The 26,505-nt window shown below is 66.3% G+C and carries 30 protein-coding genes and 1 pseudogene; 9 read left to right on the forward strand and 22 right to left on the reverse strand.

Going from position 1 to position 26,505, the window contains the following annotated elements; all coding sequences use genetic code 11:
- Positions 1 to 4: 4 nt before the first annotated feature.
- From feoB to O6Y00_RS13780, 4 genes are all read right to left on the reverse strand, one after another.
- Complete coding sequence (gene feoB, locus O6Y00_RS13765) at positions 5 to 1,879, reverse strand: ferrous iron transport protein B (RefSeq protein ID WP_353443163.1); 1,875 nt, start codon at positions 1,877 to 1,879, stop codon at positions 5 to 7.
- Positions 1,880 to 1,888: 9 nt separating this feature from the next.
- Positions 1,889 to 2,164, reverse strand: coding sequence for a FeoA family protein (locus tag O6Y00_RS13770; protein WP_060526089.1), 276 nt, complete (start codon positions 2,162 to 2,164; stop codon positions 1,889 to 1,891).
- A gap of 181 nt (positions 2,165 to 2,345) precedes the next feature.
- Entirely contained in the window at positions 2,346 to 2,999 is a 654-nt protein-coding gene (locus O6Y00_RS13775; RefSeq protein ID WP_353443164.1) for a COQ9 family protein, read from the reverse strand.
- The gene (locus tag O6Y00_RS13780) at positions 2,996 to 3,985 is read right to left on the reverse strand and encodes a DMT family transporter (protein ID WP_435368630.1); all 990 of its coding nucleotides are present in this window, start codon (positions 3,983 to 3,985) and stop codon (positions 2,996 to 2,998) included. The genes O6Y00_RS13775 and O6Y00_RS13780 overlap by 4 nt, the downstream gene beginning before the upstream one ends.
- Before the next feature lie 50 nt (positions 3,986 to 4,035).
- Here O6Y00_RS13780 and O6Y00_RS13785 point away from each other — a divergent pair, with 50 nt between their 5' ends.
- Together O6Y00_RS13785 and O6Y00_RS13790 are read left to right on the forward strand one after the other, a co-directional pair.
- Positions 4,036 to 5,124: an alkene reductase gene (locus O6Y00_RS13785; protein ID WP_353443165.1), complete on the forward strand. Its 1,089-nt coding sequence runs from the start codon at positions 4,036 to 4,038 to the stop codon at positions 5,122 to 5,124.
- A gap of 229 nt (positions 5,125 to 5,353) precedes the next feature.
- Entirely contained in the window at positions 5,354 to 5,848 is a 495-nt protein-coding gene (locus tag O6Y00_RS13790; RefSeq protein WP_353443166.1) for a hypothetical protein, read from the forward strand.
- Positions 5,849 to 5,854: 6 nt separating this feature from the next.
- Here O6Y00_RS13790 and O6Y00_RS13795 read toward each other — a convergent pair whose 3' ends face one another.
- The 10 genes from O6Y00_RS13795 to O6Y00_RS13840 all read right to left on the reverse strand — a co-directional run bounded on the left by O6Y00_RS13795 (position 5,855) and on the right by O6Y00_RS13840 (position 14,216).
- Positions 5,855 to 6,229: a hypothetical protein gene (locus O6Y00_RS13795; RefSeq protein WP_353443167.1), complete on the reverse strand. Its 375-nt coding sequence runs from the start codon at positions 6,227 to 6,229 to the stop codon at positions 5,855 to 5,857.
- Positions 6,230 to 6,275: 46 nt separating this feature from the next.
- The gene (locus O6Y00_RS13800) at positions 6,276 to 7,091 is read right to left on the reverse strand and encodes a DUF1206 domain-containing protein (RefSeq protein WP_353443168.1); all 816 of its coding nucleotides are present in this window, start codon (positions 7,089 to 7,091) and stop codon (positions 6,276 to 6,278) included.
- 670 nt (positions 7,092 to 7,761) lie between these two features.
- On the reverse strand, positions 7,762 to 7,962 hold the full coding sequence (locus O6Y00_RS13805) for a DUF4169 family protein (protein WP_353443169.1): 201 nt from the start codon (positions 7,960 to 7,962) through the stop codon (positions 7,762 to 7,764).
- A 6-nt stretch (positions 7,963 to 7,968) separates the two neighbouring features.
- Positions 7,969 to 8,391 (reverse strand): 6,7-dimethyl-8-ribityllumazine synthase, encoded by a 423-nt coding sequence (gene ribH, locus O6Y00_RS13810; RefSeq protein WP_353443170.1) that lies wholly within the window; start codon positions 8,389 to 8,391, stop codon positions 7,969 to 7,971.
- The gene (gene ribB / locus O6Y00_RS13815) at positions 8,391 to 9,557 is read right to left on the reverse strand and encodes a 3,4-dihydroxy-2-butanone-4-phosphate synthase (protein WP_435368631.1); all 1,167 of its coding nucleotides are present in this window, start codon (positions 9,555 to 9,557) and stop codon (positions 8,391 to 8,393) included. The genes ribH and ribB overlap by 1 nt, the downstream gene beginning before the upstream one ends.
- Complete coding sequence (locus O6Y00_RS13820; RefSeq protein WP_353443171.1) at positions 9,541 to 10,152, reverse strand: riboflavin synthase; 612 nt, start codon at positions 10,150 to 10,152, stop codon at positions 9,541 to 9,543. The genes ribB and O6Y00_RS13820 overlap by 17 nt, the downstream gene beginning before the upstream one ends.
- The gene (gene ribD, locus O6Y00_RS13825) at positions 10,152 to 11,135 is read right to left on the reverse strand and encodes a bifunctional diaminohydroxyphosphoribosylaminopyrimidine deaminase/5-amino-6-(5-phosphoribosylamino)uracil reductase RibD (RefSeq protein ID WP_353443342.1); all 984 of its coding nucleotides are present in this window, start codon (positions 11,133 to 11,135) and stop codon (positions 10,152 to 10,154) included. Before ribD ends, O6Y00_RS13820 begins: the two co-directional genes overlap by 1 nt.
- Positions 11,132 to 11,479: a hypothetical protein gene (locus O6Y00_RS13830; RefSeq protein WP_353443172.1), complete on the reverse strand. Its 348-nt coding sequence runs from the start codon at positions 11,477 to 11,479 to the stop codon at positions 11,132 to 11,134. The genes ribD and O6Y00_RS13830 overlap by 4 nt, the downstream gene beginning before the upstream one ends.
- Positions 11,480 to 11,548: 69 nt before the next feature.
- A complete protein-coding gene (locus tag O6Y00_RS13835) occupies positions 11,549 to 12,217 on the reverse strand; it encodes a TonB family protein (RefSeq protein ID WP_353443173.1) in 669 nt (222 codons plus the stop codon).
- 169 nt (positions 12,218 to 12,386) lie between these two features.
- Complete coding sequence (locus O6Y00_RS13840; RefSeq protein WP_353443174.1) at positions 12,387 to 14,216, reverse strand: ABCB family ABC transporter ATP-binding protein/permease; 1,830 nt, start codon at positions 14,214 to 14,216, stop codon at positions 12,387 to 12,389.
- A gap of 121 nt (positions 14,217 to 14,337) precedes the next feature.
- On the opposite strand from O6Y00_RS13840, the gene O6Y00_RS13845 reads away from it, so the two are divergent.
- The gene (locus O6Y00_RS13845; protein ID WP_353443175.1) at positions 14,338 to 14,568 is read left to right on the forward strand and encodes a hypothetical protein; all 231 of its coding nucleotides are present in this window, start codon (positions 14,338 to 14,340) and stop codon (positions 14,566 to 14,568) included.
- Between the two features lie 73 nt (positions 14,569 to 14,641).
- Here the strand turns inward: O6Y00_RS13845 and O6Y00_RS13850 are convergent, their stop codons facing one another.
- The 4 genes from O6Y00_RS13850 to crtY form a co-directional block, all read right to left on the reverse strand.
- On the reverse strand, positions 14,642 to 15,589 hold the full coding sequence (locus O6Y00_RS13850; protein ID WP_353443176.1) for a phytoene/squalene synthase family protein: 948 nt from the start codon (positions 15,587 to 15,589) through the stop codon (positions 14,642 to 14,644).
- Between the two features lie 112 nt (positions 15,590 to 15,701).
- On the reverse strand, positions 15,702 to 16,283 hold the full coding sequence (locus tag O6Y00_RS13855) for a TIGR00730 family Rossman fold protein (RefSeq protein WP_353443177.1): 582 nt from the start codon (positions 16,281 to 16,283) through the stop codon (positions 15,702 to 15,704).
- A 196-nt stretch (positions 16,284 to 16,479) separates the two neighbouring features.
- Positions 16,480 to 17,958 carry a phytoene desaturase gene (locus tag O6Y00_RS13860; protein ID WP_353443178.1) on the reverse strand — a complete coding sequence of 493 codons (1,479 nt, stop codon included), beginning with the start codon at positions 17,956 to 17,958 and terminating at the stop codon, positions 16,480 to 16,482.
- Positions 17,955 to 19,121, reverse strand: a complete 1,167-nt coding sequence (gene crtY / locus O6Y00_RS13865; RefSeq protein WP_353443179.1) for a lycopene beta-cyclase CrtY — start codon at positions 19,119 to 19,121, stop codon at positions 17,955 to 17,957. The genes O6Y00_RS13860 and crtY overlap by 4 nt, the downstream gene beginning before the upstream one ends.
- A 472-nt stretch (positions 19,122 to 19,593) precedes the next feature.
- Between crtY and O6Y00_RS13870 the strand changes: the two genes are divergently transcribed.
- Complete coding sequence (locus O6Y00_RS13870; RefSeq protein ID WP_353443180.1) at positions 19,594 to 20,127, forward strand: GNAT family N-acetyltransferase; 534 nt, start codon at positions 19,594 to 19,596, stop codon at positions 20,125 to 20,127.
- A gap of 9 nt (positions 20,128 to 20,136) precedes the next feature.
- Here the strand turns inward: O6Y00_RS13870 and O6Y00_RS13875 are convergent, their stop codons facing one another.
- The 4 genes from O6Y00_RS13875 to O6Y00_RS13890 all read right to left on the reverse strand — a co-directional run bounded on the left by O6Y00_RS13875 (position 20,137) and on the right by O6Y00_RS13890 (position 22,143).
- Positions 20,137 to 20,337, reverse strand: coding sequence for a hypothetical protein (locus O6Y00_RS13875; protein WP_353443181.1), 201 nt, complete (start codon positions 20,335 to 20,337; stop codon positions 20,137 to 20,139).
- 160 nt (positions 20,338 to 20,497) lie between these two features.
- Entirely contained in the window at positions 20,498 to 21,109 is a 612-nt protein-coding gene (locus O6Y00_RS13880) for a hypothetical protein (protein ID WP_353443182.1), read from the reverse strand.
- Entirely contained in the window at positions 21,109 to 21,810 is a 702-nt protein-coding gene (locus O6Y00_RS13885; protein ID WP_353443183.1) for an N-acetylmuramidase family protein, read from the reverse strand. The genes O6Y00_RS13880 and O6Y00_RS13885 overlap by 1 nt, the downstream gene beginning before the upstream one ends.
- Positions 21,811 to 21,837: 27 nt before the next feature.
- Complete coding sequence (locus tag O6Y00_RS13890; RefSeq protein WP_353443184.1) at positions 21,838 to 22,143, reverse strand: hypothetical protein; 306 nt, start codon at positions 22,141 to 22,143, stop codon at positions 21,838 to 21,840.
- A 65-nt stretch (positions 22,144 to 22,208) separates the two neighbouring features.
- On the opposite strand from O6Y00_RS13890, the pseudogene O6Y00_RS13895 reads away from it, so the two are divergent.
- From O6Y00_RS13895 to O6Y00_RS13915, 5 genes and pseudogenes are all read left to right on the forward strand, one after another.
- Positions 22,209 to 22,610 (forward strand): annotated as a pseudogene (locus O6Y00_RS13895) (sterol desaturase family protein); the annotation flags it as partial.
- Positions 22,549 to 22,965, forward strand: coding sequence for a DUF2141 domain-containing protein (locus O6Y00_RS13900; protein WP_435368632.1), 417 nt, complete (start codon positions 22,549 to 22,551; stop codon positions 22,963 to 22,965). The pseudogene O6Y00_RS13895 and the gene O6Y00_RS13900, both read left to right, overlap by 62 nt.
- 72 nt (positions 22,966 to 23,037) lie before the next feature.
- Positions 23,038 to 23,901 (forward strand): MipA/OmpV family protein, encoded by an 864-nt coding sequence (locus O6Y00_RS13905; RefSeq protein WP_353443185.1) that lies wholly within the window; start codon positions 23,038 to 23,040, stop codon positions 23,899 to 23,901.
- A gap of 212 nt (positions 23,902 to 24,113) precedes the next feature.
- A complete protein-coding gene (locus tag O6Y00_RS13910) occupies positions 24,114 to 25,109 on the forward strand; it encodes a ferritin-like domain-containing protein (RefSeq protein ID WP_353443186.1) in 996 nt (331 codons plus the stop codon).
- Positions 25,110 to 25,179: 70 nt separating this feature from the next.
- Positions 25,180 to 26,250, forward strand: coding sequence for a ferritin-like domain-containing protein (locus O6Y00_RS13915; RefSeq protein ID WP_353443187.1), 1,071 nt, complete (start codon positions 25,180 to 25,182; stop codon positions 26,248 to 26,250).
- Positions 26,251 to 26,505 lie beyond the last annotated feature (255 nt).

The raw sequence follows: 26,505 nt of genomic DNA on the forward strand, positions 1-26,505 counted from the left end.
CCCCTCAGAGGCCGGCGAACACCGCCAGCCAGTATGTAATGCCAGCCATGATGTAGGCGGCGGCGAACAAATAGCCAACCATGAAGGCGGGCCATTTCCACCCATTGGTCTCGCGGCGGGTGACGGCGATCGTCGAAATGCACTGCGGCGCGAACACGAACCACATCAGGAAGGCGAGCGCGGTCGGCAGGCTCCAGCGGCCGCGCAGGTTCTCGACCATCGCCTTGCCGCCCTGGTTGCTCTCGGGATCGTCGATCGCATAGACCGTGCCGATCGCCGCCACGGCGACCTCGCGCGCGGCCATCGCCGGGATCAGCGCGAGAACGATGTCGCGGTTGAAACCGATCGGCGCAAACACCGGCGCGATGCCGTTGGCGATGCGCCCGGCGACCGAATAATCGACCGCCGAGATCTTCGGCGCACCAGCGGGCTGCTCGGGTGGCTTGGGGAAGCTCAGCAGCACCCACAGGATGATCGTCGAGGTCAGGATGATCCCGCCGGCGCGCTTCAGGAAGATCTGCGCGCGGCTCCACAGGCCGATGCCGACGTCGCGCCATTGCGGCCACTGGTATTTGGGCATCTCCATCATGAAGCCCGACGACACGCCCTTGGTCACCGTCCGGCGCAGCACCAGCGCGGCGACGAAAGCACCGACGATGCCCATCACGTACAGGCCGAGCATGACGATGCCCTGAAGCCCCACGAACGGCAGGATCTTCGTGTTGGGAATGAACGCGCCGATGATCAGCGTGTAGACCGGCAGGCGCGCGGAACACGTCATCAGCGGCGCGATCAGGATCGTGGTCAGCCTGTCCTTCTCGTCGTCGATCGTCCGCGTCGCCATGATGCCCGGAATTGCGCAGGCGAAGCTCGACAGCAGCGGGATGAACGCGCGGCCCGAGAGCCCGACGCTCGCCATCACCCGGTCCATCAGGAACGCGGCGCGGACCATGTAGCCGCTCGCCTCGAGCACGAGGATGAAGAGGAACAGGATCAGGATCTGCGGCAGGAACACGATCACCGCACCGACGCCTTTGATCACGCCGTCGACCAGCAGCGAGCGGAGCAGCGAATCGGGCATTTCGGCGGTGATGAACCCCTGCAACGCGGTGAAGCCCGCGTCGATCGCGTCCATGAACGGCTGCGCCCAGCTGAACACCGCCTGGAACATCAGGAACATGATCGCGAGCAGCAGGATCGGCCCGGCGACCGGGTGCAGCGCGACCGCGTCGAGCATGTGCGTCCAGCGGCGGACCTGCGTCTCGGACACGGTCGCGGACGTCGCGATCTGGCGGGCACGGCGTTGGAGCGTGACGATATCGTCCTGGACGCTGCCGTCGGATTTGCGCAGGCGCATCGGGCCATTGACGACGATGCCGGACAGCGCGGCCTTCAGTTCGTCGAGGCCTCGCTTGCGCACAGCGACGGTCGGGATCACCGGCACGCCGAGTTCGCGTTCGAGCACCTTGGGATCGAGCTTCAGCCCGTCGCGCTCGGCAAGATCGACCATGTTGAGCGCGACCACGACCGGCAGGCCGAGCGCGATCAGCTGGAGCGTGAAGCGGAGATGGTTGTCGAGATTGGCGGCATCGACGACGACGACCAGCGCGTCGGGAAGGCGCTCGCCGTCCTGCGTGCCGGTAACGACGTCGCGGGTGACTCGCTCGTCGGGGGAGGAGGGTTCGAGGCTGTATGCGCCGGGCAGGTCGACCAGTTCGATCGGCCGGCCGTCGTCGAGCATCAGCCGCCCGACCTTCCGCTCGACCGTCACGCCGGGATAATTGCCGACCTTCTGCCGCGCACCGGTGAGCGCGTTGAACAGCGCGCTCTTGCCGGCATTGGGATTGCCGACCAGCGCAACCAGCGGTGCTGCGTTCATTTTATGGGATTATTCAGCCGCGGCAGGCATTGGCGAGACGTGGATCGCGCCCGCGACGGCCCGGCGCAGCGCGACGGTCATGCGGCCGATCCGGCAGGCGATCGGGCCCTGGCCGAGAGTCGCGCGGTGCAGGACCTCGACATCGACACCCTCGTCGAAGCCCAGTTCGCGCAACCGACGTGCTTCTGGCCCGGCGAGTCGCGCCCACTCGATTGCCGCAACAATAGCGTGCTGCTTGCGAGGCAGCGTTTCGAGGCTGACGGAACGATCGGGGCGAGTGTCCATGATGCGAGTGATTATCAGTAACCGACCGTCAAGGAAAGCCCCTAGCCGATCCAGCGAACGCCACCACGTCGTCATCCTGACGAAAGTCAGGACCCAGAGCCAAACAGGACGGCGTTCGTGGCTCTGGGTCCTGGGTCGAGCCCAGGATGACGGGCAAAAATGACCGGATGGAGTACCGCCCTCAAGCCGTCGGGTACCGCAGCCGACCGACGAATCGCGACAGGCTGAAACCATGCTCGGTGCGCTTGAGGAACCCCGCCTTGGCCTTCTCGAATCGCATGATCCCGTCGATCCGCCGGGCGAGGAACGCGCGGGTGTCGGCGAGGCCTTCGCTTTCGTCGTCGAGAAACACCGTGACCGTCGAGGCGTACACGCCGAGCAGGATGGTCCGCTTGGTATAGTGGTTATAGTCGGTCGCGACGTCGCCGGCGGCGTGCCAGATCGTGTCGACCGTCCGCCAGCCGAGCCGCGTCGCCTTCGCCAGATTCTGCGGCAGCGCGAGGATCGCCAGCGCCCGCCGCAACGATTCGCGGTCCGCCGAGGTCGCGTCGAGTCGCGCCTCGATCAGCGCGGTGATCTTCTCGCGGACCTTCATGAACGCGAGTCGTTCGGGCGGCACCGCGGCGAGCATGACGCCGTCGATATGCGCGAACCACGCGTCGATCATCTCGACCGGGCCGTGCCTGAACGCGAGCGCGGCGACGTCCTTGTCGATCCCCGCGCCGTCCGCGGCCATGTCGCGCGCGGCATCGCTCCAGCCGTCGAACGCCGCATTGGCGGCAATACCGGGCGCGAGCGTTGCACGGATTTCGTCGAGCGTAAGGTCCTGGGTCATACCGTCTCCTGCCGTTCAAAATCAGGCGTATCAAGCGTGTCTTCAAGGGGGACTTCCGGGGGAGGTCCCCGGCGGACGAGCACCAGCGCGACCGCCACCATCACGACGCCGGCCAGATCCGCCGCGCCGAGCCGCTCGCCATACACCAGCCAACCCACCACGCCGGCAACCACCGGCTGGATCAGCAGCGCGATCCCGATCACCAGCGGCGAGAAGCGGCCGAGCGCGTAGATCATCAGGCCTTGCCCCAGCACCTGGCTGCACAGCGCCAGCCCGATCAGCGGGCCCCAGTGCGAAGGCATCACGCGCTCGCCCATCGCCAGCGCGAACACCAGCAGCGGCACGATCCCCGCCAATGTCGACAGCGTCAGCGCGGACAGCGGCGCGAGCGTCGCCCGCGCGCGCGCCATCAGGATGAAATAGACGGTGTAGAGCAGCCCCGCGAGGATGCAGAACAGATCGCCGACGAGGTTCTTCGCGTCGAGCTGATACGATCGCCCGAGCAGCAACGTCGCGCCCGCCGCCGCCAGCACCAGCGCCCAGCCCTGCGTCCGCGTCGGCCAGGTCCGGGCCACGAGGAAGCCGTAGATCGGGAAGATCAGCGTCGCCGCGTTGCCGAACAGCGTCGCATTGGCGAGCGTCGTCCGCCGGATACCGAGATGCCAGCTGCCGAGATCGGCGGCGAAGCACACGCCGCCGACGATCAACCCTATCCATACGCCGCGGCTCAACCGCGTCGGGCGTGCGCCCTGCTGGACCGCGAGCGCGATCAGGAACGGCATCGCGAGCATCAGCCGCCAGAACCCTGCGGCGACCGGCCCGACCTCGGTCGCGCGGACGAACCACGGTCCGAACGCGAGCGCGACGTTGGCGACGACCAGCGCGGCGAACGCGATCAGCCCCGGAGCGGCCGGCGAAACCGCGCCCGCCATATCGGTTGCCGTATCGGGCAGGCTAGATAATCTTTGCGGGTCAGGGCGATGCATGCGGCCGTGTAGCCTCCTATCTTCCGCCCGTCAGGCATTAAGGAGTCTCCATGCCAAGCCTTTTCGATCCCGTAACGATCGGCGCCGTCGACGCGCCGAACCGCATCCTCATGGCGCCGCTCACGCGTGGGCGTGCCGACAAGGATGCCGTGCCGACCGACATCATGGTCGAGTATTACACGCAGCGGTCGAGCGCCGGCCTGATCATCTCGGAGGCCACCGGCATCAGCCGCGAAGGTCTCGGCTGGCCGTTCGCGCCGGGTCTGTGGACCGATGCGCAGGTCGCCGCCTGGAAGCCCGTCACCGACTCGGTCCACGCCGCTGGCGGCCGGATCGTCGCGCAGCTCTGGCACATGGGGCGTCAGGTCCATTCGTCGGTGATCGGCACGCAGCCGGTCTCGTCGTCCGCGACCCGGACCGAAGGCCAGGCGCACACGTTCGAGGGCAAGCAGGATTTCGAAGTCGCGCGTCCGCTCGAACTGAACGAAATTCCGCGCCTGCTGAACGATTACGAGCTGGCGACCAGGAACGCGCTCGCGGCCGGCTTCGACGGCGTGCAGATCCATGCCGCGAACGGCTATCTGATCGACCAGTTCCTGCGTGACAACGCGAACCTGCGCACCGACGAGTATGGCGGTTCGATCGAGAACCGCATCCGCCTGCTCCGCGAAGTCGCCGAGCGCGTGATCTCGGTCGCCGGCGCCGATCGCACCAGCGTGCGCCTGTCGCCCAACGGCGAGTCGCAGGGTGTCGATGACAGCAATCCCGAGCCGCTGTTCACCGCCGCCGCGAAGATGCTGTCCGATCTCGGCATCGCGTTCCTCGAACTGCGCGAGCCCGGCCCCGACGGCACGTTCGGCCGCACCGACGTGCCGAAGCTCAGCCCGGCGATCCGCAAGGTCTTCAACGGCGTGCTGGTCGTCAACTCGGACTACACGACGGTCGAGGAGGCACAGGCTGAGCTTGATTCGGGCAATGCCGACGCGATCACCTTCGGTCGCACGTTCATCGCCAACCCCGACCTCCCCGAGCGCCTGCGCACCGGCGCACCGCTCGCGAAGGACGATGCGAAGACGTGGTACAGCCAGGGTCCCGAGGGCTACATCGACTACCCCGCGCTGGAAACTGCGGACGCGTAAGCGGTGAATGAGGCTGACGCTCGATCTTCCCCCGCAAGGGGGAGGTGGCAGGCGCAGCCTGACGGAGGGGGAGGCATGCGCGAACCGCCGTTCCGTGTCCTCCCCCTCCGTCACCTGCGGCGACACCTCCGCCTGGCGGGGGAGGATCGTTAGGCCCCTGGTCACCCGCACCGCCATCGCCTAGCAGCGCGCCTCCGCGTCGTACGGCGCATCGGTGACAGGATTAGACATGACCGACGGCTGGCCGAGCGGCGGCAGGGGAACGGGGCCGCTGATGCCCGGCACCGCCGACCGTGCCGCAAAGCGCGCAGAGGAACGCGCCAACGGCCGCGAGCAGCGCGCGAAGGAACGGCTCGCCGCGTCCGAACAGCGGTCCGAATCGCGCGCCGCGCAACGTGATCTCCAGTCCCAGGAGCGCGAACGTGCCCGCGAAAGCCGCCGGATCGAAGAGGATCAGCGGATCAAGGCGCGGCTCGATGCGCCCCCGACCAACGATGTCGAGGCGCTGAAAATCTCCAAGCGCCGTCGCTCGGGCGCGCTGGCCCGCAGCGGCGCCGAGTCGAAGACCGACCGCGACACGCGCAGCTACAAGACGATCGTCGACACCGCCCGCATCCGCACGCTCGCCGATCGCGGCGCGTCGGTGTCGGGGCTCGCCGGCGCGTTCGGCATCACGGTTGAGGAGGTCGAGGCGGCGTTGCTGGAAACCGCCCCGCAGGACTGATCCCCGTCAGGCGGCCTGGCTGTCGCGCGCCAGCCACGCTTTCGCCTCGTCGATGTCGAGGAAGGTCCGGCAGTTCTCGGCTTTCAGATAGCGCTCGGTCTGGAGCTTGGCGAGATGCGATGCGACCACTGCCGCGATCGGCGCGGACGTCACCTTGAGCGCCTTGGGCATCATCGCTTCGAGGGCATCGACCACCTTCAACGGCTGGATCGCAGCCTTGCGCAGGTCGGCGAGCACGACGAAGCGGCCGTGATACAGCCGTGCCGCGGTGCCGCGCGCGAGCAGTTCGGCGGAAAACGCCGCGGTCGTTGCGACCGACCAGAATCCCTCGGTGACGATGGTGAGCGTCTTGGTCGGAACGTCGAAGGAGATCGTGTACATCCTGATCTCCATTAATCTCCGCGTCTTAACGATATGCTGCCATCGCTTAATCGGTCCCGGGAAGATCGACATGAAGCCGGCGAAAGCGCGCCTCGATCAGGCTGTACGCACCGAACAGCGCCAGACCGATCCCGGTCAGCATTAGCAGCCACTTGCCGCCCGGTTGCGATTGCAGCCGCTCCAGCGCCTCCGCCACCCCGCCTGCGTCGCTGGCATGCGCGGTCCAGGCGGCAAGGGCGAACAGCCCGGCAACGATCAGGAACACGAGCGCGCGCGCGCCGTAGCCGATTCGGCCCATCGTGCAGACATAGCCGGGGGCAGGGGCATCGCCGCGCAGGTCGTGGATGAAGTCGCCGCGCCACGCCTTCTGCGCCTGCTGGAAGGCGGCGACAAGGATCCCGATCGCGACCGCGCCGACCAGGAGGCGGCCGGCGGGCTGGTCGAGCAGCAGCGCGGTCCAGTCGCGCGCACTCTCGTCGCCGGGCGAGACGGCGATCTTGCCCTTGCCCAGATCGAGTGCAAGCCGGGTCGCGGTCCAGGCGAGGACGAGATGCGCGATCCCGCTGACGACATGGCCGATCCGCCTGAGGCTGCCCTTGGCGTCGCGCGTGATCTGCTCCGGGTTGGCCGCGGCCTCGGTCAGTCGCCAGATCGCGTAGCCGAGCAACCCCGCCGCGACGACCGCCAGCAGCACGGGCCCGAGCGGTCCGCCCGCCATCGACCCGATCGCGCCCTGGTTGTCGGCAACCTCGCCGCCGTGCAGCGCCGCATCGACCGCGAACCACCCGACGAGGATATACACCACCCCGCGCGCGGCAAAGCCAAGCTTGGCGAGCAACGTCGCATTCGCATCCGAAATCATGATCGCCCCTTTGTTACGGAGGCATAACGGCGCGGCGGTCGCGACGTTCCTGTGGAGCGGGCGATGGCACAGGTTGGAGTGGACGCCTTCCGATTCAACCAGTGCTCTCACAGTCTTCACCCATCAAGGGTGCAGACTTCACGATCCTCCCCCGCAAGGGGGAGGTGGCAGGCGCTTGCCTGACGGAGGGGGAGGGGGCGACAACGCAGGTTCCGTGTCCTCCCCGTCCGTCGCCTACGGCGCCACCTCCCCCTGGCGGGGGAGGGTCGCAAATCGGGCGTTCAAGATCGCAGAACCGAGTATCCTCCCCCGCAAGGGGGAGGTGGCAGGCGCTTGCCTGACGGAGGGGGAGGGGGCGACAACGCAGGTTCCGTGTCCTCCCCCTCCGTCGCCTATGGCGCCACCTCCCCCTGGCGGGGGGAGGATCGCAAATCTGGCGTTCAAGATCGCAGACCCCGAGTATCCTCCCCCGCAAGGGGGAGGTGGCAGGCGCTTGCCTGACGGAGGGGGAGGGGGCGACAACGCAGGTTCGGTGTCCTCCCCCTCCGTCGCCTATGGCGCCACCTCCCCCTGGCGGGGGAGGATTGCAGGCGCGCTCGCGAAGAGAATTATGAGGAACAACGTCGAGTACCACGCTCACCCCTCGCCGGCTTCGCTGGAAAGGGTGAGGTTATTTCGCGGGCTTTTCGGGTGTTGGGCTATCGAGTTTCGCCCCATCGAGCGTCGCTTCGAGCCGAGCCTTCACAGCCGCATCCGCCGCCTTCTCCGCACCAGTCCGCCCGAACACCCGCCGGTTCTGGTCCGCCCGCCCCGCAGCATGAACCCGAGCCCGCTGTTTCCGCGCGAGCCGCAGGTTAATCACCTCACCCACGCGCGGTCATGCGAGAAACCGGTCCTTCAGCGCCAGCATCGCCAGCGCCGCGTTGGCCGCGCCGCCACCCTTGTCGCCCTCGGTCGGCTTCGCCCGCGTCAACGCCTGCGCTTCGTTCTCGGTCGTCAGGATGCCGTTGCCGACGGCCAAGCCGTCCATCGTCAACTGCATGATCCCGCGTGCGCTTTCGCCCGCGACGATCTCGAAATGATAGGTCTCGCCGCGGATCACCACGCCCAGCGCGACATACGCGTCGAACGTCTCGCTCTCGGCCGCCAGCGCGATCGCGCCGGGGACTTCGAGCGCGCCGGGCACGGTGATCGTCTCGTGCGTGTGGCCGGCGGCTTCGATCGCAGCCTTCGCACCCTCGACCAGCAGGTCGTTGAGGTGGTCGTAGAACCGGGCTTCGACGATGAGGAGATGCGCCATCAGTTGCTCTTTTCGGTGTTCAGGGACGCGATCGGGCGCTCGCCGACGATCGACAGGCCGTAGCCGTCGAGGCCGACCAGCGTGTGATGCGTGTTGGTGATCAGTACCATGTCGTGGACGCCGAGCTCGGTCAGGATCATCGCGCCGACGCCGTAGTCGCGCAGTTCCTCCATGTCCGGGGTGATCTCCGCGCCGGCCTTCTTCATCACCGCCGAGGTGAAGGTGTTTCCGCGGGGGCGGTTGATGACGACGATCACGCCCGCGCCTTCGTCCGCGATCATTTGCATCGAGCGTGCGAGGATCCGGCCGCGATCGCCCGATTCGCCGAAGATGTCCGCGAACGGCGACAGTGCGTGCATGCGGACCAGCGTCGGCTTGGCGGGGTCGATCTTGCCCTTGACCAGCGCGACCTGCTCGGTGCCGGTCGCCTTGTTCCAGAACGTCAGCGCGCTCCAGTCGCCGCCCCATTCGGAGGTGAACTTGGCCTCGGCGCGCTTCTCGACGAGGTGATCGTGGCGGCGGCGATAGGCGATCAGGTCGCGGATCGTGCCGATCTTGACGTTGTGGAACTGCGCGAAGGTGACGAGGTCGTCCATCCGCGCCATCGTGCCGTCCTCGTTCATGATCTCGCAGATCACGCCCGAGGGATTGAGCCCGGCCAGCCGCGCGACGTCGACCGCCGCCTCGGTATGGCCGGCGCGGATCAGCACGCCGCCGTCGCGTGCGACCAGCGGAAAGACATGGCCGGGGGTGACGATATCCGGCTTGCCCTTGGTCGCATCGACCGCCACCGCGATGGTGCGCGCGCGATCCGCGGCCGAGATGCCGGTGGTGACGCCTTCAAGCGCCTCGATCGAGACAGTGAACGCTGTCTCGTGCCGCGTGCCGTTGTTGCGGCTCATCAGCTCGAGCCCGAGTTCTTCGGTCCGCTCCCTGGTCAGCGCGAGGCAGATCAGGCCGCGACCGAACTTCGCCATGAAGTTGATCTTCTCCGGCGTCGCCATCTGCGCGGGGATGACGAGGTCGCCCTCGTTCTCGCGATCCTCGTCGTCGACCAGGATGAACATCCGGCCGTTGCGCGCCTCGTCGATGATCTCTTCGGGGCTCGACAGATAGCCGTGCTTCAGACGGGCCAATTCGGACGAACGTTCAGCGGGCAGGGGCACGGTAATGCTCCATTCTTTGGAGGTAGCGGGCGAGGACGTCGATCTCGATGTTGACCGACTGTTCCACGTGGATCGTACCGAGCGTGGTGACGGCCCAGGTATGCGGGATGATATTGAGGCCGAACTCGACCTCTCCGTCGATGTCGCGGACGCTGTTGACGGTGAGCGAGACGCCGTCGATCGTCACCGAGCCCTTCGGCGCGATGAACGGCGCGATATCGGCGCCGGCGCGGATCGTGACGCGGTGCGAGCCCCCGTCCGCCGTTACCGCCACGACGGTGCCGAGACCGTCGACATGGCCGGTGACGATATGCCCGCCGAGTTCGTCGCCGAGCTTCATCGCGCGTTCGAGGTTGAACTGGCGCCCCTCGGTCCACTGATCCTTGGCGGTACGGCTGATCGTCTCGCCCGAGACGTCCACCGCGAACCAGTTAGGCCCCTTGTCCACGACCGTCAGGCAGACGCCCGAGCACGCGATCGACGCGCCGAGATCGACGGTGGCGGTATCATAGGCGGTGCTGACGACCACGCGCGTGTCGCCAGGCGACTCCACGCGCGTAACAGTGCCGATGTCGGTGACGATTCCGGTGAACATTATCCCTCGTTTCGTTCGCGCTCGTAGACCTCGCGCCGGTCCATGCCAAGTTGCCGCGCGTCGACGATCGCCCAGCGGCGATGCGCGGCGGTGAGGTCGGTAAGGCCGATGTCGCCAAGCGCCGTCTTGCCGCCGCCGATCAGGATCGGCGCACGGTAGAGAAGAAGTCGGTCGACCAGATCGGCCGCGAGGAACGCCGACGCTACGGCCTCGCCGCCCTCGACGAGGATGTGGTCGACGCGGGGAAGGGCGGTGATGTCCTGCGGGGTGGCGATGACGGTCCAACCGGGCACGTCTTGGACAGTCGAGGATAAAAGCACACGCATGGGTCCGCGTTCTTCCAAACCCGGCAACCGCACATCGAGCCGCGGCGCGTCAGCCTCGTACGTACCACGCCCGACGAGGATCGCTTCGTGCCGACTCCGCTCGAGATGCGCGTGCGCGCGGGCTTGCGAACCGGTGATCCAGCGACTCGACCCATCCGCCATCGCAATGCACCCGTCGAGCGATGTCGCGAGCTTGAGCGTGACGTGCGGGCGGCCGAGCGCCTGCCGCGTGAGAAAGCCGGCCATCGAACGGCGGGCTTCTGCCGTGCGAATGCCGCGGGTTACGGCGATGCCAGCAGCCTCCAGCCGGGCAAATCCCTCGCCAGCCGTTCGTGCGTCGGGGTCTTCGAGGGCGGCGACGACACGCGCAACGCCGGCCTCGCTCAGCAGGTCGCTGCACGCAGGCCCGCGCGGAGACCGATGGGCGCATGGCTCAAGCGTGACGTAGGCAATAGCCCCCCGGGCGTTCGCCCCAGCCTCGGCCAAGGCCATCGCCTCGGCATGCGGTCGTCCGCCCGTCTGCGTCCACCCGCGCCCGACCACCCGGCCTTCACGCACGATCACGCATCCGACATTGGGATTGGGCGCGGTCCGTCCTCGGCCACGTTCGGCCAGGGCCAGCGCGACACCCATCCAGCGCGCGTCAGCCCGGGTCAGATTCCCATGGCCTTCAGCTTGTCGTCCAGCCGCTTGAACGATGCGCGCTGTGCGTCCTCGCGCGCCTTCTGCTCGGCGAGCCTCTTGGCCTGGATCGGCGCGTCGATCTTCTGCTGCGCGACGATCTGCGCATCGGTGCGATCCGCCGGCCATTGCTCGACATAGATGATCTTCGGACGGTATTCCTTCTCGACGTACGAATCCTTCATGAACGCGTAGATCAGGAAGCTGGTGACGCCGAGCGCGGCCACCAGGAAAACCAGCTCGTACGGCCGGCGCTGGCTGAAGAAGAGCCGCAAGTCCCGGTACGCGGCGATCGGCGAGAAACGACTGAAAAAGCCCATGCGCGTCAAGATAGGGCGGCGGAGCCGGCTAGGCCAGCCCCGCGCCCCCCGGCTTTGGTTTCTGGCGCTTCAGTTCTGCAACACGAACGTCAGCGCCATCGATCGCCACGCCTCGACCGGAACGCCGTCGCGCGTCGCCGGCGTGAACCGCCACTTCGCCAGCGCCCGATCGAGCGTCGCACGGTAGAAGGTGTCGGTGGTCGCGCTGACCCGCTCGGCCTGTTTCACCCGGCCATCGACACCAACCAGCACGCGCACCACCACCTTGCCCTCGCGTTCGGCGCGGCGCTCCTCGGACGGATAGCCCGGCTGGAAATCGGCGGCATAGCGCGGGTCGATTCCGGGCTGGACGAACACCGGCGCAGGCTTTGGCGGATCGACCGCGACGGTCCCGATGCCGGTTCCCTCGATCCCGATCGGCGGCGTATAGGGGAGCGGGTCGGGCGTGATCGCGAAGCCGGTATCCATCGGCGTCGGCACCTGCGGAGCCGGCGCGTCGGGACGCGGGGCGGGGCGTGGTTGCTGGCGGACTAGCGGGTCGGCGGGCGGCACGGGTTCGGGCGGCGGCGGCGGGGTGTAGGGAACATAGGTGATCAGCGGCCCGTCGGGCGGCGTGAACGGCAGCAGCCTGGGCGCCGCAAAGAACAGCGCCCCGATCACCGCGCCATTGATCGCCAGCGCAGCGCCCAGCATCCCGGGTTTGAATCCGCCCGTCCGGTTCAGTCGATCCGCGTACATGCCCGTCTCCTTCGCATCTCCTTGAGGATGGCGGCGCGATAGATACCGCCGTTAGGTATGGTACATCATTACATCGCAACGGCAAGCGGTTTGGGGACGTGCGCGCCGGACACCGTCTGCGCGCATGTCCCGCTCGACGCCCGCGGGACGGCCAGCGCCGATCCGCCCTCTATTCCGCCGCCAGCGCTCCGTCCGCTTCGCCCGCGCGCTCCTGCGCCTGCCGGTTCCACATCTCCGCATACACGCCGTCCTGCCGCAGCAGGTCCGCATGCGTCCCCTTCTCGACGATCCGCCCCGCCTCCAGCACGACGATCTGGTCCGCATGCACCACGGTGGACAGCCGGTGCGCGATCACGATCGTCGTGCGCCCGCGCTCGATCGCCTCCAGCGTACCCAGAATCTCCGCCTCGGTCCGGCTGTCGAGCGCACTGGTCGCCTCGTCCAGGATCAGGATCGGCGGGTTCTTCAGCAACGTCCGCGCAATCGCCACCCGCTGCTTCTCGCCCCCCGACAGCTTCAGCCCACGCTCGCCGACCCGCGTCTCGTACCCCAGCGGCTGGCGCTCGATGAACCCGGCGATCGCCGCACCCTTGGCGGCAACTTCGACCTCAGGCATCGCCGCACCCTCACGGCCATAGGCGATGTTGTACCCGATCGTGTCGTTGAACAGCACCGTATCCTGCGGCACGATCCCGATCGCAGCGCGCAAAGACGCCTGCCGAACCTGCGCGATATCCTGTCCATCGACGGTAATCCGCCCGCCCGTCAGGTCGTAGAACCGGTATAGCAACCGCGCGAGCGTCGACTTCCCCGCCCCCGACGGCCCAACGACAGCCAAAGTGGACCCGGCCGGTACATCCAAATTCATGTCGCGCAAGATCGGCCGTCCGGCATCATAGCCGAACGACACCCCCTCGAACCGGACATGCCCCGCGCTCACCGCCAGCGCAGGCGCCCCCGGCGCATCGACCACCGTCGCCGGCGTATCGATCAGGTCGAACATCGCCGCCATGTCGAGCGCACCCTGCCGGATCGTGCGATACACCATCCCCAGCAGGTCGAGCGGCCGGAACAGCTGCGCCAGCAGCGTCGACACGAACACCACGTCGCCCGCCGACGCCTCGCCGCGGCTCCACCGCCACACGACGAAGCCCATGCCGCCCGCCAGCATCACGTTGGTGATCAGCGCCTGGCCGAGGTTGAGCCACGCGAGCGAATTTTCGCTCTTCACCGCCGCCTCGGAATACGCCGTGATCGCGCTGTCGTAGCGCCGTGCCTCACGCTCCTCCGCGCCGAAATACTTCACCGTCTCGAAGTTCAGCAGCGAATCCACCGCATGCGCGACCGCCCCGGTATCGAGGTCGTTCATCCGCGCCCGCAGCGCGTTGCGCCAGTCGGTCACCATCCGCGTGAAGAGGATGTAGCCGACCACCATCACGACGGTCGCGACGACCAGCGGCCAGCCGAACTTGGTCCAGAACAGCCCGAGTACCAGCACCAGTTCGAACACCGTCGGCGCGATGTTGAACAGCAGGAAATACAGCATCGTGTCGATGCTCTTGGTGCCGCGCTCGACCACCTTGGTGACCGCGCCCGTCCGCCTGGATAGATGAAAATCGAGGCTCAGCGCATGCAGATGGCGAAACACCTGCGCCGCCAGCCGCCGCGACGCATCCTGCCCGACGCGCTCGAACACCGCATTGCGCAGATTGTCGAACAGCGTCGTCCCGAACCGCGACGCGGCATACCCGACCACCAGCAGCACGACCAAAGTCAGCGCCCCGCGATCGTTCCCCGCCATCCGGTCGACCGCGTATTTGAGCGTAAACGCCGCGCCAAAGACCTGGATCAGCTTCGACGCGATCACGAGCAGCATCGCAACGACGATCCGCGCCTTCAGCTTGGGCTGCCCCGCCGGCCACAGGAACGGCAGGAAGCGGCGGAGCGTCGGCAGCAACGGCTGGTCCGCGCGGGTGGAGGTGTACGTATCGGGTGGCATGGATCGATGCGATGTAGGTGCAGTCAAGCCCCGGTGAAAGCAGTTGGGGGAACAATCCTGCCACTTCGTCGCTTTTGGTATCGTGTCCGATGCCGGCCACCGCGATCCACTGGAGAATGAAATGGAACCGCTGTTCTACGTCATGGCCATCATGGGCTGCGGTGACGGCAACACGAGCTGCACCGAGGCACGGGTCATTCCGGCGCGGTACGAGACAATGGCGCAGTGCCGCGCGGCGCTCCCCGACCAGCTGGCGCAGAACACCGACGTTCCGTATCCGATGATCGGCGCGAACTGCCGCGCGCAAGGCCAGTTGATGGCGAAGACCGGCAAGGCCAAGTCGCAGGGCTAGATTGTTTCCCCGCGAAGGCGGGAACCCAGACTGGACTCCCGCCTTCGCGGGAGAACAAGCTAGACGCCGGCAATCAGCGAGGCCGAGTCCACAACCGAGTATCCCGCTTAGTCCGCGGATACAGTGTATCTCGCCGCGCCGCCTCCCGCGCCGCCGTCACGATAAACCCCAACTTCTGCATCCCCGACGTCGTCACCCGGTGATTCCAAGCATGCTCCCCGCGCGCCGCCACAGTCCGCCCGATCGCCCCATAAATCCCAGCCGCAGACAGCACCGCCCAAGCCGACCGGAACGATAGCGCCGGCGTCCCCTCCCGCGCGCTAGCCTCGAACGCCGCAGCCCGATCCGCCATCCGCTTCGTCAACACCGCGAGCCGAGGCCGAAACGGCGGCTTCATGTGCTGACCCGGCGGAAAGTCCATCTCGACCAGCCATTCCTCGGGCAGGTAGCACCGCCCCACCCGGTCATCCTCCTCGACATCGCGCGCGATATTGGCGAGCTGGAACGCCATCCCCAGGTCGCACGCACGATCGAGCGTATCCTCGTCGTCGGGATCGACGCCCATCGCGATCGCCATCATGCACCCGACGACGCCCGCGACATGGTAGCAATATTTGTATAGGTCGTTCTCCGACCGCGGCCGCCAATCGCGTGCATCGAGCGCGAAGCCCTCAACGAGGTCGCGCGCGAACCGCTTCGGCAGCCGAGTCTCGGCGGCGAAGATCCGCAGCGCATCGAACGCCGGCTCGCCGACTACGTCGCCCGCCAACGCCTGCTCGGTCATCGCCGACAGCGCCACGAGCCGCGCCGGCGCGTCTTCGACGACGGTCATCCCGTGCCCATGATCCTGCCCATCGGCGATATCGTCGCACCGCCGGCACCAAGCATAAAGCAGCCAAGCCCGCTCGCGCGTAGGCCTGTCGAACAGCAAGCTGGCCGCCGCAAAACTCTTCGACCCACGCGAGATCGACTCATGCGCGGTAGCAACGATCGCCTCGCGGGAGGGCAATGCCTGACTCATTCTAGTTCGCCCGCGAAGGCGGGGGCCCAGGACCACAAACGCTGCGCCTGCGACTCCTGGGCTTCCGCTTTCGCGGGAGAACTAGAAGGGGCAAATTTCACTGTCGCAGAACTCACAAATCCGACGCGTTCATCCGCACGATCGGCTGCGTCGGTACATGCTCCGCCATCCGGTCGAGCAGCACGTCCAGCGTATCCGCCACGATCAGCAGATCCCGGTGCTGCGGCCGCAAAAACCCAACCTCGCCCATCTTCTCCCAGAACGCGATCAAATGGTCATAATACCCAGCCGTATTCAGCAACCCAACCGGATCCGCATGATAGCCAAGCTGCGCCCAGCTCAGCGCCTCCCACAGCTCGTCCATCGTTCCCGTTCCGCCCGGAATCGTCACGAACCCGTCGGAGAGGTCGGTAAACATCTGCTTGCGTTGATGCATGCCGCTGACGACGTGCAACTCAGTCAGCCCCCGATGCGCCACCTCCGCATCGACCAAGGCCTGCGGGATAACCCCAATAACCTCGCCGCCACCCTCAAGCGCGCCATCCGCGATCGCGCCCATCAGCCCGGTCCGCCCGCCGCCATAAACGAGCCCAATCCCCCGCGCGGCAAAGGCCAGTCCCAGCGCCCGAGCGCCCTCGATATAGGTGGGATCAGCCGGCGTAGCCGACCCGCAATATACAGCAAGTCTCTTCATATGACCTCGCTAGGGGATGCGCGCTGGGTGCCGCAAGGAAAGAATGGGTTCACGCGGAGACGCGGAGACGCGGAGGTGTTGCGTTCCGGACAGCGCTCGCGCTGTCTTCGCTCAAGTTCCGCAAATCGTTGGAGACATGGTCGCTAGGCGACAAGCGCAACACCTCCGCGTCTCCGCGCCTCCGCGTGAACAAACCTTACTTCTCGCCTTCCAACATCAACCGAGCAGTCGCCTTCGCACTTCCCACAACCCCAGGAATCCCAGCGCCCGGATGCGTGCCAGCCCCCACGAAGTACAAATTCGGAATATGCTCGTCGCGGTTGTGCACGCGGAAATACGCGCTCTGCGTCAACACCGGCTCCAGCGAGAACGCGCTACCCAGATGCGCATTCAGATCCTGCGCGAAATCCTTCGGCGCATACGAGAACTTCGTCACGATCCGCTCGTGGATATCCGGTATCAACCGCCGCCCGATCTCGTCGAGGATGCGCTTCTCCAAAATCGGCGCGATCTCGTCCCAGTCGACCGGGAACTTGCCCAGATGCGGCACCGGCGCCAGTGCATAAAACGTCGAATGCCCCTCCGGCGCCAATGAAGGATCGGTCACGGTCGGATGATGCAGGTACAGCGAGAAATCTTCCGACAGCACGCCGTGGTCGTAAATGTCCTCGAGCAGCCCCTTATAGCGCGGCCCGAACAGGATCATGTGGTGCGGAATGCCCGGCCACGTACCCTTGATCCCGAAATGCACCACGAACAGCGACGGCGAATATTTCTTCCGCTCGAGCGACCCCGTCTTCCGCTTCGCACTCCGCGAGGTCGCCAGCAGGTCGCGATAGGTGTGCATGATGTCGCTGTTCGCCGCCACCGCATCCGCCTGACCCGACCAGCCGCTCGCCGTCGTCACGCCAGTCGCGCGGTCGCCGAGAGTCTCGATCGACGTCACCGGATCGTCGAGCCGCAGCACGCCGCCCAGCCGCTCGAACTGCGTCACCAGCGCCGCCACCAGACGGTTGGTCCCGCCGCGCGCGAACCATACCCCGCCGTCACGCTCCAGCTTGTGGATCAGCGCATAGATCGCGCTCGTCGTCATCGGGTTGCCGCCGACCAGCAGCGTGTGGAAGCTCAATGCCTCGCGCAACTTCTCCGACTTCACGAAGCTCGACACGATCGAATAGACCGACCGCCACGCCTGGTATTTCGCCAGCGCCGGCGCCGCCTTGATCATCGACCCGAAGTCGAGGAACGCGACATGGCCGAGCTTCTCATAGCCTTCATGAAAGACACCTGCCGAATATTGCAGGAACTTCTCGTATCCCGCCCAGTCGCCCGGATGCAGCTTCTCGATCTCGGCGCGCATCTGCACGTCGTCGTTGGTGTAATCGAAATTCGTCCCATCGGGCCAGTTCAGCCGGTAGAACGGCAGCACCGGATCGAGCGTCACGTCCTCGCTCATGTCGCGCCCGGTCAGCGCCCACAGCTCGCGCAGGCAATCCGGATCGGTGATGACCGTCGGGCCCGCATCGAACGTGAACCCGTCGCGCTCCCAGAAATACCCGCGCCCGCCCGGCTTGTCGCGGCTCTCGACGATCGTCGTCTGCACGCCCGCGGATTGCAGCCGGATCGCGAGCGCCAGCCCACCAAATCCTGCGCCGATGACGATTGCGGTCTTCATGATGACATACTGCCTGCGATGGCGCGGACGGCGCGCACGATGGGGACGGGGGGCTTGCCGGTCAGGACCCTGGCCTTGTCGGCGAGGGTCGAGTGCCCGGCGTAGAAACGGCCTATCAGCGATGGGGAGAGGCGGTAGAAGCGCTCGAGGATGCGGTAGCGTTCCTCCGGCTCGGCGGCGCGGAACAACATCGTGTCGAGCATCCGGTAGAAGCCGCGCGATTTCCACGTCGCCCGCGCCATCGCGTGGGTCGCATCGTGGAGTTTCGCACCCGAGAAATCGCTGAGGCCCGCCAGCATCGAAGCGGTCCGCACCGCATCGGGCAGCGAGTACCCCGTGGTCGGATGGAACATCCCCGCGCGCATCCCGGCCTTGGCGACATGCGCGCCACCCGACCGCCAATACGCCTCGAAATCCCCCCCCATCGCGACCGGCAGCACGCCCGACTCCTCGCGCACGACGCGCCCGACCGACCAGCCGCGCGCCGCGACATAGTCGTCGATCCGCGTGCCGATCACCGGAATATCGAGATCGGGCGTGTCGCTGTAATAGGTGTCCTCGACGAACATCCGCTCGGCGCTGAACGGCAGGCAGTACACGAACCGATACCCGTCGATTTGCGGAATGGTCGCGTCCATCACCATCGGCCGCGGGCTTTCGTGCGGCACGCTCAGCGCCAGTTCGCGCCCGAGAAACTTCTGCCACGCCAGATCGAGTAGCGACAGGTCCCCCGCCCCCCGCGCGTCGATCACCCCGGTCGCTTCGATCCGGTCGCCGTTCGCCAGCACCACCGCCGTCGGACTCGCGCCCGACACTTTCCGCCCCAGCATCAGCGCATGCGGCGGCAGCACGCGACGCACTTCGCGGTCGAGCCGTTCGCTCTCGATCGAATAATAGGTCGCGTCGATCGTCCGCGCATGCGCCGGGAACCGCACGTCGTACCCGCGCCACGCATGCACCACGAGCGGCGCGACGATCCAGCGATCGCCTTGCGCCACGTCGCTCCCGAAGAACGACCAGAGATGATTGCCGCCGACGACGGGCGCGGCGTCGATCAGCCGCACGTCCAACGCCGGATGCTTTGCTTTCAACGCCAGCGCGATCATACCGCCGGCCAAACCCGCGCCAACGATCGCGACGTCGCAGGAGATCGTCGATGCCATCCGGCCGGACTAGCGCAAAGCGAGAGCCTCGAAAACAAACTTTCCAAACCAATCGCCCGCGAAGACAACCTGCGTTGTCGGGGGCAGGGGGCAGGGGGCAGGGGGCAGGACTCCCTTAGTATCCTCTCCCGCCAGGGGGAGGTGGCTGGCCCTCGCCAGACGGAGGGGGAGGTAAGGGAAAACCTCCGTTCCGTATCCTCCCCCTCCGTCACCTTCGGCGACACCTCCCCCTGGCGGGGGAGGATCAATCGATCGGGCATCGCGACGCCTGAACCGTACGAACCGTACGACGAGGAAAAGCCCAACCTGCTTCCCTCCCTGAAAGGGAGGGGCTGGGGGGTGGGTCGGCTTCCGCATGCCGGAACGCGAGCGACTCAAGCGGGCCGACCCACCCCCGACCCCTCCCTTTCAGGGAGGGGAGAATACGCGGCGACGGATACCTCTCCATCCAAATCCGCCCTAGACAGTAAGAATGCCCGCCCCGACATCCGCCCCCACGCTAACAACCGCCCGCCTGACCCTGACCGCCCACGCCGCCACAGACCTCGAAGACTGCGCCGCGATGTGGGCAGACCCACGCGTCTACGCGATGATCGGCGGCCAGCCGCGGTCGCGCGAGGACGTCTGGATCCGCCTGCTCCGCTCGATCGGCCAATGGACGCTGTTCGGCTACGGCAGCTGGCTCGCGCGCGATACCGCCACCGGCGCGTTGATCGGCGAACTCGGCCTGATCGAGGCGCGCAGAGCCATCGACCCCTCGATCGACGCGACCCCAGAAGTCGGCTGGACGCTGACCGGCGACGCGCAAGGCCAAGGCTACGCCTCCGAAGCGCTCGCCGCGATCCTCGCCTGGACCGACGCGCGCATCCCCGCGACGACGTGCATCATAGACCCCGCCAATGCCCCTTCGATCCGCCTCGCGGAACGGCTAGGCTACCGCCTGCGCACCACGGGCACCTACCGAGACGCCCCGATCCTGATCTTCGACCGAACTGCGGCGTCGTAGAGCCCAGCGCTATTTCTGCGCAGTAACCACCGGAGTCTGCACCGATGCGATCGGCATGGGATCGCCCGCCCGATCGTAGAACGCCATCAACACCAGCCCCAACGCCAATATGCTGCCCGCGATCACATAGATCAGGCTCTTGTGATCCCTGCCGGAATGGGCGCTGGTATTCGTGCCGGTATCCCCGCGCGCGGCGTTTTGATTTGCCATGCATCTCTCTCCGTATTGGCAGGTCGTCCTGCTCTGGAGAGGGAGGCTATCAGGTTTCACCGCACTGCATAGAGGCTATCGCGGCGCTGCAGGAATGGGAGAACCAGCCAAACCCAGGATCCTGGATCGGGCTTGGGTCCACCAACGCAGCGACCAAGGGCTAGGGCCTCGACGCTGCCAGATCCGCCGCCGCGACCCATCCCTGCGCCCAGGTGTCGCGTTCGGACGGATAGACGACCTTCACCTGGTTTCCCTGCCGGCCGAGAATGCCGACGACGTCGCCCTTCACCATATATGCGCGACCGCCCGCGCCCCCGGGCGTAGCCTTGAATGCGACACGCGCGCTCTTCACCGTGGCCAGGTCGGTCCAGGCGCCCGGCTTGATCAGATCGAGTTCCGTGCCGCCGGCTGTCTCGGCTTCAGGCGGCAACACCAGCCCGCACCCGGGCAGATCCTTGACGTGCGCCATGCTGAAGCTGATCTCGTCGGCGGACGTCGCGGTGATCCGTCCGGTAAGGCGCGGCGATCCGGCACTGTGGATGATCGCCTGGTTGCCGCGCATCTGACCGGCAAAATCGAAGATGCAGCGCTTCACCACGCCCTCGCCCTGTTCCATGTTGAAATGGCCCACCACGCGGCCCGTCGGCGATACGGCCAGGACCAGCCCTTCGTAGAAGCCCGATCGCACGGGCGCTGCCGCTGCCGCGCTCGGCTGTGCGCAGCCCCAGGCACCCGACATGACGACGGCCGCAGCCAGAATCTTACGCAGCATCACACTTTTCCTCCGAGGCGCCCATAAGCGCGTTCAAATTTCTTGTCGTAATCGCCATAGTCCTTGCCGTTATAGGCCAGTGCCATGGCGGTAAAATTCTTGCGCCGAAGGGCAGAAATCATTCCCGGCCTGTGCTTGCAATACCCGACAAAGGCCTGCAGCTGGCCAAGCGAACCGGCTTTCATCGCCTCGACAAACGCGAATACATCCTTGTAGCCACAAGAGGGGTAATTGAATCCCATCACCTGGCACATTCCCCATGACGTCGCTTTCAGAGCGGCGTCTGCGTCAAGTTCCATCGCATCGTTGAGCGTTTTCCAGGCGACTGTCTGGTTCCTGTTGTTCTTGCGCCACTGCGATCCTGCATTCGTCTTGTAGCGATAGGACAATAGCGGGTGCGTCTCGTCATATTTATGATGCGTGAATTTGTGGAACTGGTGGCCTTCATAGGCGATGATCGGCAAACCCGCAGGCCCGAACCCCGATTTGCCACCGGATTCGACTTCGGCGCATGCCCGGATGAACAGCGGATCTATGCCGGGCCCCAATTGTGCGGCGGCATTGGCGTAATCCTGCTCGGTGACACCGGTCTGCGCAGGGCCGCCCTTGTGCGGGTGGCCCCCGAACCGGCCTTTTTCCCGCCGGGTTTGGGTGTGTTGACCCGCCGTATCGTCGAGCGCTCCGCGAACAACGAGGCCCAAGCGCCCGCCATGGCAGTGCTGAGCAAATTACCAGGTCGTCGACGCCCAATGGCTCCACGACGTATCGGGGGAGGTCGGCTGGACGGCGGTGCGGCGGGTGCGCGCTTTTTCGGCAGCGCTCGCCAACAGGACCTTGATCGTGCGGCCGGAAGGATCGACCCTCCCGTCGGGATGGGGGTAGCGCAGTATATCGCGCTGGAATCGCGTGATGCGCGCGATCAGCGCAGGCGTGCATTGACCGCTCTCGGGCGTCTGGGTGCCGCCATCCACGAAGTTGAAGAGATGCTGGACGGTGCGAACAACGCCCGCCCCCCCAGCTGTAGCCGCCTGCACGACCTACGCGCTGACAGCGCGCGTCATCGAAATTGGTTGCCTGTGGCAGAAGATTTTAGGTGGCCGCAACGGCGGAGATGACGTTCCATCCGATCGAGGCGATCACCGGCGCTGTGGTAATTCCGCTACTGGTCCTGTTGATTCCGATCAATGTCGCCGCGCTGGATTTGGTCCTGACGGTGATGACGGTTATGGGGGTGACCAATCACATGGGGTGGGAGATATTCCCCCGGTTCATGTGGAGGGGAGCATTGGGGGGATGGCTGATCACGGCCACCCACCATCAGCGTCACCACGAACAATATGGATGCATTTATGGGCTTTATTTCCGGGTCTGGGATCGGCTCTGCGGCATCGATCGAGGGATCGGCGATTTCGCCCGTGCGCAGGCGAAAGCCGCGGCTCGTGATCGCCGGCATGCTGGTGTGGGCGACCTTGGCGGCCGCGGCCCCGGTCACGCGGCTTGATGTCGCGGTCGAGAATCTCCGCTCGTCCAAGGGGCTGATCCGGATCTGCCTCACCGCCGATCCGGACAATTTTCCGGCCTGTGTCGACGATGGCAAGGCGCTCACCCGCAGCATTCCCGCCGCGACTCGCTCGCTGTCGTTCGGCGGCCTGCCGCAGCGCGGGTACGCGCTCGCGATCATCCATGACGAGAACAGCAACTCCAGGCTCGATACCTTCGCCGGCATTCCGCGCGAAGGTTTCGGCTTCTCGCGAAACCCCGTCGTGCGGTTCGGCCCGCCGCGGTTTGCGGCTGCCCGGTTCGTGCTTGGCGGTGATGCAGAATTGCAACAGGTGAAGATGCGTTACATCTTCTGATCCGTTTGTTACGGACCCAATACAGTATCGGCCGCGTTGCGCGATCAAACCTTTCAAGACCGGAGCAAGTCCTTGCGCGTAGTCACTCTCTTCACGTCTGCCGCAATCGCGGTGCTCGCCGTCGCCACCCCGGCGCTCGCCCAGACCGATCCCAATCCGTCGCCGCCGATCACCAACCCGGCCGACAACAATCGCATCACGGTCGCCGTCGGCGTCGCGACGCTGCCCGATTACCAGGGCGCCGACAGCAATTCCTTCACGCCCGCCGGCGCGATCGTCGGCACGGTCCGCGGTCATGATTTCTTCACCCGCGGCACCCAGCTGTACGTCAACCTGATCCCCAACACGGGCGAGGTCGGCATCAACTACGAAGTCGGCGTCATCGCCGCGATCCGCACCGATCGCACCGGCAAGGTCGACAATCGTCAGGTCCGCGCGCTCGGCAAGATCGACACCGCCTATGAAATCGGCGGCTTCGTCGGCGTCGGCAAGACCGGCGTCATCACCAGCGACTACGACACGCTCACCGCGCGCGTCGCCTATGTCCACGACGTGTCGGACACCTATGACAGCTACGTCATCACCCCGCAGGTGAACTACACCACGCCGCTCTCGGTCCGCACGCTCGTCGCGATCGGCGCATCGGCGGATTATGCCGGCAAGGGCTTCGGCCGCACCTATGCGGCGGTGACGCCGATCGGCACGCTCGCCAGCGGCCTGCGCACCTACGACATCAACGACAGCGGTTTCCGCCAGATCAACGCGTCGGCCTTCGTCGTGCAGAGCCTGTCGGGCGATCTGCGCCACGGTCTCGGCGTCGGCGCGGGCGTGGTCTATGGTCGCATGCTGGGCAAGTACAAGGACAGCCCGATCGTCGCCGATGTCGGCTCGGCGGATCAGTGGGTTGGCGCGGTCGGCCTGACCTACACTTTCTGACCCGCCGTTTTGACCAGCCGTCCGACGCAGCGCCGAAAGCTTTGTTTCGAACCGAATAAAATCACCCGTCCGGTGCGTCCGGGCGGGTTTTTCGTGCGTACCTCGCAGGGTATCGACTTTGCAAGATTGTAGTCTAAGGTGCGGAAATTCGCATTTAAGCGAACAAGAACAATACCATAACCGACGTATCATTATAATCGGAGGAGCCTGACATGACCGAGAGCGTGCATCTGATCGAAGCACTCGACGCCCGCGTGGAACGACGCAGCGAGCGCCGGGAATTCTTCAAGACCGCGCTCGGCGCGGCAGCCATCACGGCGGCCGGCGCCACGGCACTGTCCTTCTCCACCTCCGCGGCCGCACAGCAGATCACCGACGCGGACGTCCTGAATTTCGCGCTCAACCTCGAATATCTCGAGGCGCAGTTCTATTCCTATGCGGCGTACGGCACCGGCCTCGACAACAGCCTGCTGACCGGCACCGTTGGCACCCCGGGTGCGGTCCGCGGCGGTCGTCAGGTCAATTTCACCGATCCGATCGTGCAGCAATATGCGCGTGAGATCGCGCAGGACGAGATCGCCCACGTCAAGTTCCTGCGCACCGCGCTCGGCACCGCCGCCGTCGCGCAGCCGGTGATCGACGTCAGCGTCTCGCCGACCAGCGCCTTCTCGGTCGCCGCGCAGGCCGCCGGGCTCGTCCCCGCCGGCACCGCGTTCGATCCCTATGCCTCGGACGAGGCGTTCCTGCTCGGCGCGTTCATCTTCGAGGACGTCGGCGTCACCGCCTACAAGGGTGCGGCACCGCTGCTGACCAGCAAGGCGTATCTCGAGGCCGCCGCCGGCCTGCTCGCGGTCGAAGCGTATCACGCCGCGATCGTCCGCACGACGCTGTACGGCAAGGGCATCGCGACGCCGTCGCTGCGCACCTCGGCCGACGCGATCTCGAACGCACGCGATTCGCTCGATGGCACCACCGACCTCGATCAGGGCATCTCGCCGATCTCGCAGACGCCGATCAACCTGGCGAGCGCGCAGGCGGCGGTCACCACCTCCAACATCGTCCCGCTCGATCCGAACGGCATCGCCTACAGCCGCACGCCGAGCCAGGTGCTCAACATCGTGTATCTCAACAGCGGCGCGGCATCGGCCGGCGGGTTCTTCCCGTCGGGCATGAACGGCAACGTCAAGACGAGCATCGCAGCCACCTGATCGGTCGGTGCGGGTTTCGACCCGTCCTTCCGGCTCTCGTCTTTCTGCGCTTTTCAAGGGATATTCCCCAATGACCGATCTCAAGAACAATCTCGAAATCTTCGATGCCATCGCCACCCGTCGCGATCAGCGACGCAGTTTCCTCCGCTTCGCCGGCGGCAGCGCGGTCGCGCTCGGTGGCGCCTCGCTGCTCGCGGCGTGCGGCGATGACAACAACGACACCGGCACGATCACGCCGACGCCCACCCCCACGCCGACCGCGACGACCGGCGTCACCGATGCCGACGTGCTGAACTTCGCGCTCAACCTCGAATATCTCGAGGCGCAGTTCTACGCCTATGCCGCGTTCGGCGTCGGCCTGAACGCCAGCCTGCTCACCGGCACGGGCGCTCCCGGCACGGTCGCCACCGGCACTGGCGCGGGCTTCCCGCGGCAGGTCGCGTTCAGCGATCCGGTCGTCCAGCAATATGCCCGCGAGATCGCGATCGACGAAGTCGCGCACGTCGCCTTTCTGCGGTCCGCGCTCGGCACCTCCGCCGTCGCGCAGCCCGCGATCAACATCTCGGGCGGCACCGCGGCAGCACCCGGCGCCTTCAGCCTCGCGGCACGTGCTGCGGGCGTGGTCGACACCACCAACGGCGTGTTCGATCCGTATGCGGACGACAACAGCTTCCTGCTCGGCGCGTACATCTTCGAGGACGTCGGCGTTTCGGCCTATAAGGGCGCCGCGCCGCTGATCGGCAACAAGCTGTATCTGGAGGCTGCGGCGGGCATCCTCGCGGCGGAGGCGTATCACGCCGGCCTGATCCGCACGTTGCTCTATCGCAAGGGTCTGCAGACGCCGAACCCGATCACCGCGCTCATCACCGGGGCGAACAAGATCAGCGACGCGCGCGACAGCCTCGACGGCACCGTCACCAACGCGACGATCAACGTCATCGGCGACGACGACCAGGGCATCACCGGCAGCGATGCGACGATGTCGAACATCGTGCCGACCGACGCCAACGGCCTCGCCTTCAGCCGCTCGACCGGCCAGGTGCTCAACATCGTCTACCTCAGCAAGGCCGCGGTCTCGCTCGGCGGGTTCTTCCCCGCCGGCGTCAACGGCAGCCTGCGCGTCTCGGCCGCCAACGCCTAAGGGCGGCTTGCGCCAACCAGGCGCAAGACTCGCCCAGGCGCGGCCAGCGCAGCACAGCACGCCACAAGGCGTAGCTTTGCTGCGACTGACGGCGCGCGGCGTAACAGAAAAGGCCGTTGCCCCACCCAGGGCAGCGGCCTTTCTACTGTGTGCATACTCGCGATCCTCCCCCGCCAGGGGGAGGTGGCGCCGCAGGCGTCGGAGGGGGAGGACACGCAACAGCGGTTTTTCCCTTTACCGCCCCCTCCGTCTGGC

It is taken from the genome of Sphingomonas faeni (assembly GCF_040407565.1).
GTDB lineage: Bacteria > Pseudomonadota > Alphaproteobacteria > Sphingomonadales > Sphingomonadaceae > Sphingomonas > Sphingomonas faeni_F.

What these genes read in the sequence shown, in the direction of transcription:
- feoB (WP_353443163.1), bottom strand. Translation starts at nt 1,879, where the DNA reads ATGAACGCAGCACCGCTGGTTGCGCTGGTCGGCAATCCCAATGCCGGC.
- O6Y00_RS13770 (WP_060526089.1), bottom strand. Translation starts at nt 2,164, where the DNA reads ATGGACACTCGCCCCGATCGTTCCGTCAGCCTCGAAACGCTGCCTCGC.
- O6Y00_RS13775 (WP_353443164.1), bottom strand. Translation starts at nt 2,999, where the DNA reads ATGACCCAGGACCTTACGCTCGACGAAATCCGTGCAACGCTCGCGCCC.
- O6Y00_RS13780 (WP_435368630.1), bottom strand. Translation starts at nt 3,985, where the DNA reads ATGCATCGCCCTGACCCGCAAAGATTATCTAGCCTGCCCGATACGGCA.
- O6Y00_RS13785 (WP_353443165.1), top strand. Translation starts at nt 4,036, where the DNA reads ATGCCAAGCCTTTTCGATCCCGTAACGATCGGCGCCGTCGACGCGCCG.
- O6Y00_RS13790 (WP_353443166.1), top strand. Translation starts at nt 5,354, where the DNA reads ATGACCGACGGCTGGCCGAGCGGCGGCAGGGGAACGGGGCCGCTGATG.
- O6Y00_RS13795 (WP_353443167.1), bottom strand. Translation starts at nt 6,229, where the DNA reads ATGTACACGATCTCCTTCGACGTTCCGACCAAGACGCTCACCATCGTC.
- O6Y00_RS13800 (WP_353443168.1), bottom strand. Translation starts at nt 7,091, where the DNA reads ATGATTTCGGATGCGAATGCGACGTTGCTCGCCAAGCTTGGCTTTGCC.
- ribH (WP_353443170.1), bottom strand. Translation starts at nt 8,391, where the DNA reads ATGGCGCATCTCCTCATCGTCGAAGCCCGGTTCTACGACCACCTCAAC.
- O6Y00_RS13820 (WP_353443171.1), bottom strand. Translation starts at nt 10,152, where the DNA reads ATGTTCACCGGAATCGTCACCGACATCGGCACTGTTACGCGCGTGGAG.
- O6Y00_RS13830 (WP_353443172.1), bottom strand. Translation starts at nt 11,479, where the DNA reads ATGGGCTTTTTCAGTCGTTTCTCGCCGATCGCCGCGTACCGGGACTTG.
- O6Y00_RS13835 (WP_353443173.1), bottom strand. Translation starts at nt 12,217, where the DNA reads ATGTACGCGGATCGACTGAACCGGACGGGCGGATTCAAACCCGGGATG.
- O6Y00_RS13840 (WP_353443174.1), bottom strand. Translation starts at nt 14,216, where the DNA reads ATGCCACCCGATACGTACACCTCCACCCGCGCGGACCAGCCGTTGCTG.
- O6Y00_RS13845 (WP_353443175.1), top strand. Translation starts at nt 14,338, where the DNA reads ATGGAACCGCTGTTCTACGTCATGGCCATCATGGGCTGCGGTGACGGC.
- O6Y00_RS13850 (WP_353443176.1), bottom strand. Translation starts at nt 15,589, where the DNA reads ATGAGTCAGGCATTGCCCTCCCGCGAGGCGATCGTTGCTACCGCGCAT.
- O6Y00_RS13855 (WP_353443177.1), bottom strand. Translation starts at nt 16,283, where the DNA reads ATGAAGAGACTTGCTGTATATTGCGGGTCGGCTACGCCGGCTGATCCC.
- O6Y00_RS13860 (WP_353443178.1), bottom strand. Translation starts at nt 17,958, where the DNA reads ATGAAGACCGCAATCGTCATCGGCGCAGGATTTGGTGGGCTGGCGCTC.
- crtY (WP_353443179.1), bottom strand. Translation starts at nt 19,121, where the DNA reads ATGGCATCGACGATCTCCTGCGACGTCGCGATCGTTGGCGCGGGTTTG.
- O6Y00_RS13870 (WP_353443180.1), top strand. Translation starts at nt 19,594, where the DNA reads ATGCCCGCCCCGACATCCGCCCCCACGCTAACAACCGCCCGCCTGACC.
- O6Y00_RS13875 (WP_353443181.1), bottom strand. Translation starts at nt 20,337, where the DNA reads ATGGCAAATCAAAACGCCGCGCGCGGGGATACCGGCACGAATACCAGC.
- O6Y00_RS13880 (WP_353443182.1), bottom strand. Translation starts at nt 21,109, where the DNA reads ATGCTGCGTAAGATTCTGGCTGCGGCCGTCGTCATGTCGGGTGCCTGG.
- O6Y00_RS13910 (WP_353443186.1), top strand. Translation starts at nt 24,114, where the DNA reads ATGACCGAGAGCGTGCATCTGATCGAAGCACTCGACGCCCGCGTGGAA.
- O6Y00_RS13915 (WP_353443187.1), top strand. Translation starts at nt 25,180, where the DNA reads ATGACCGATCTCAAGAACAATCTCGAAATCTTCGATGCCATCGCCACC.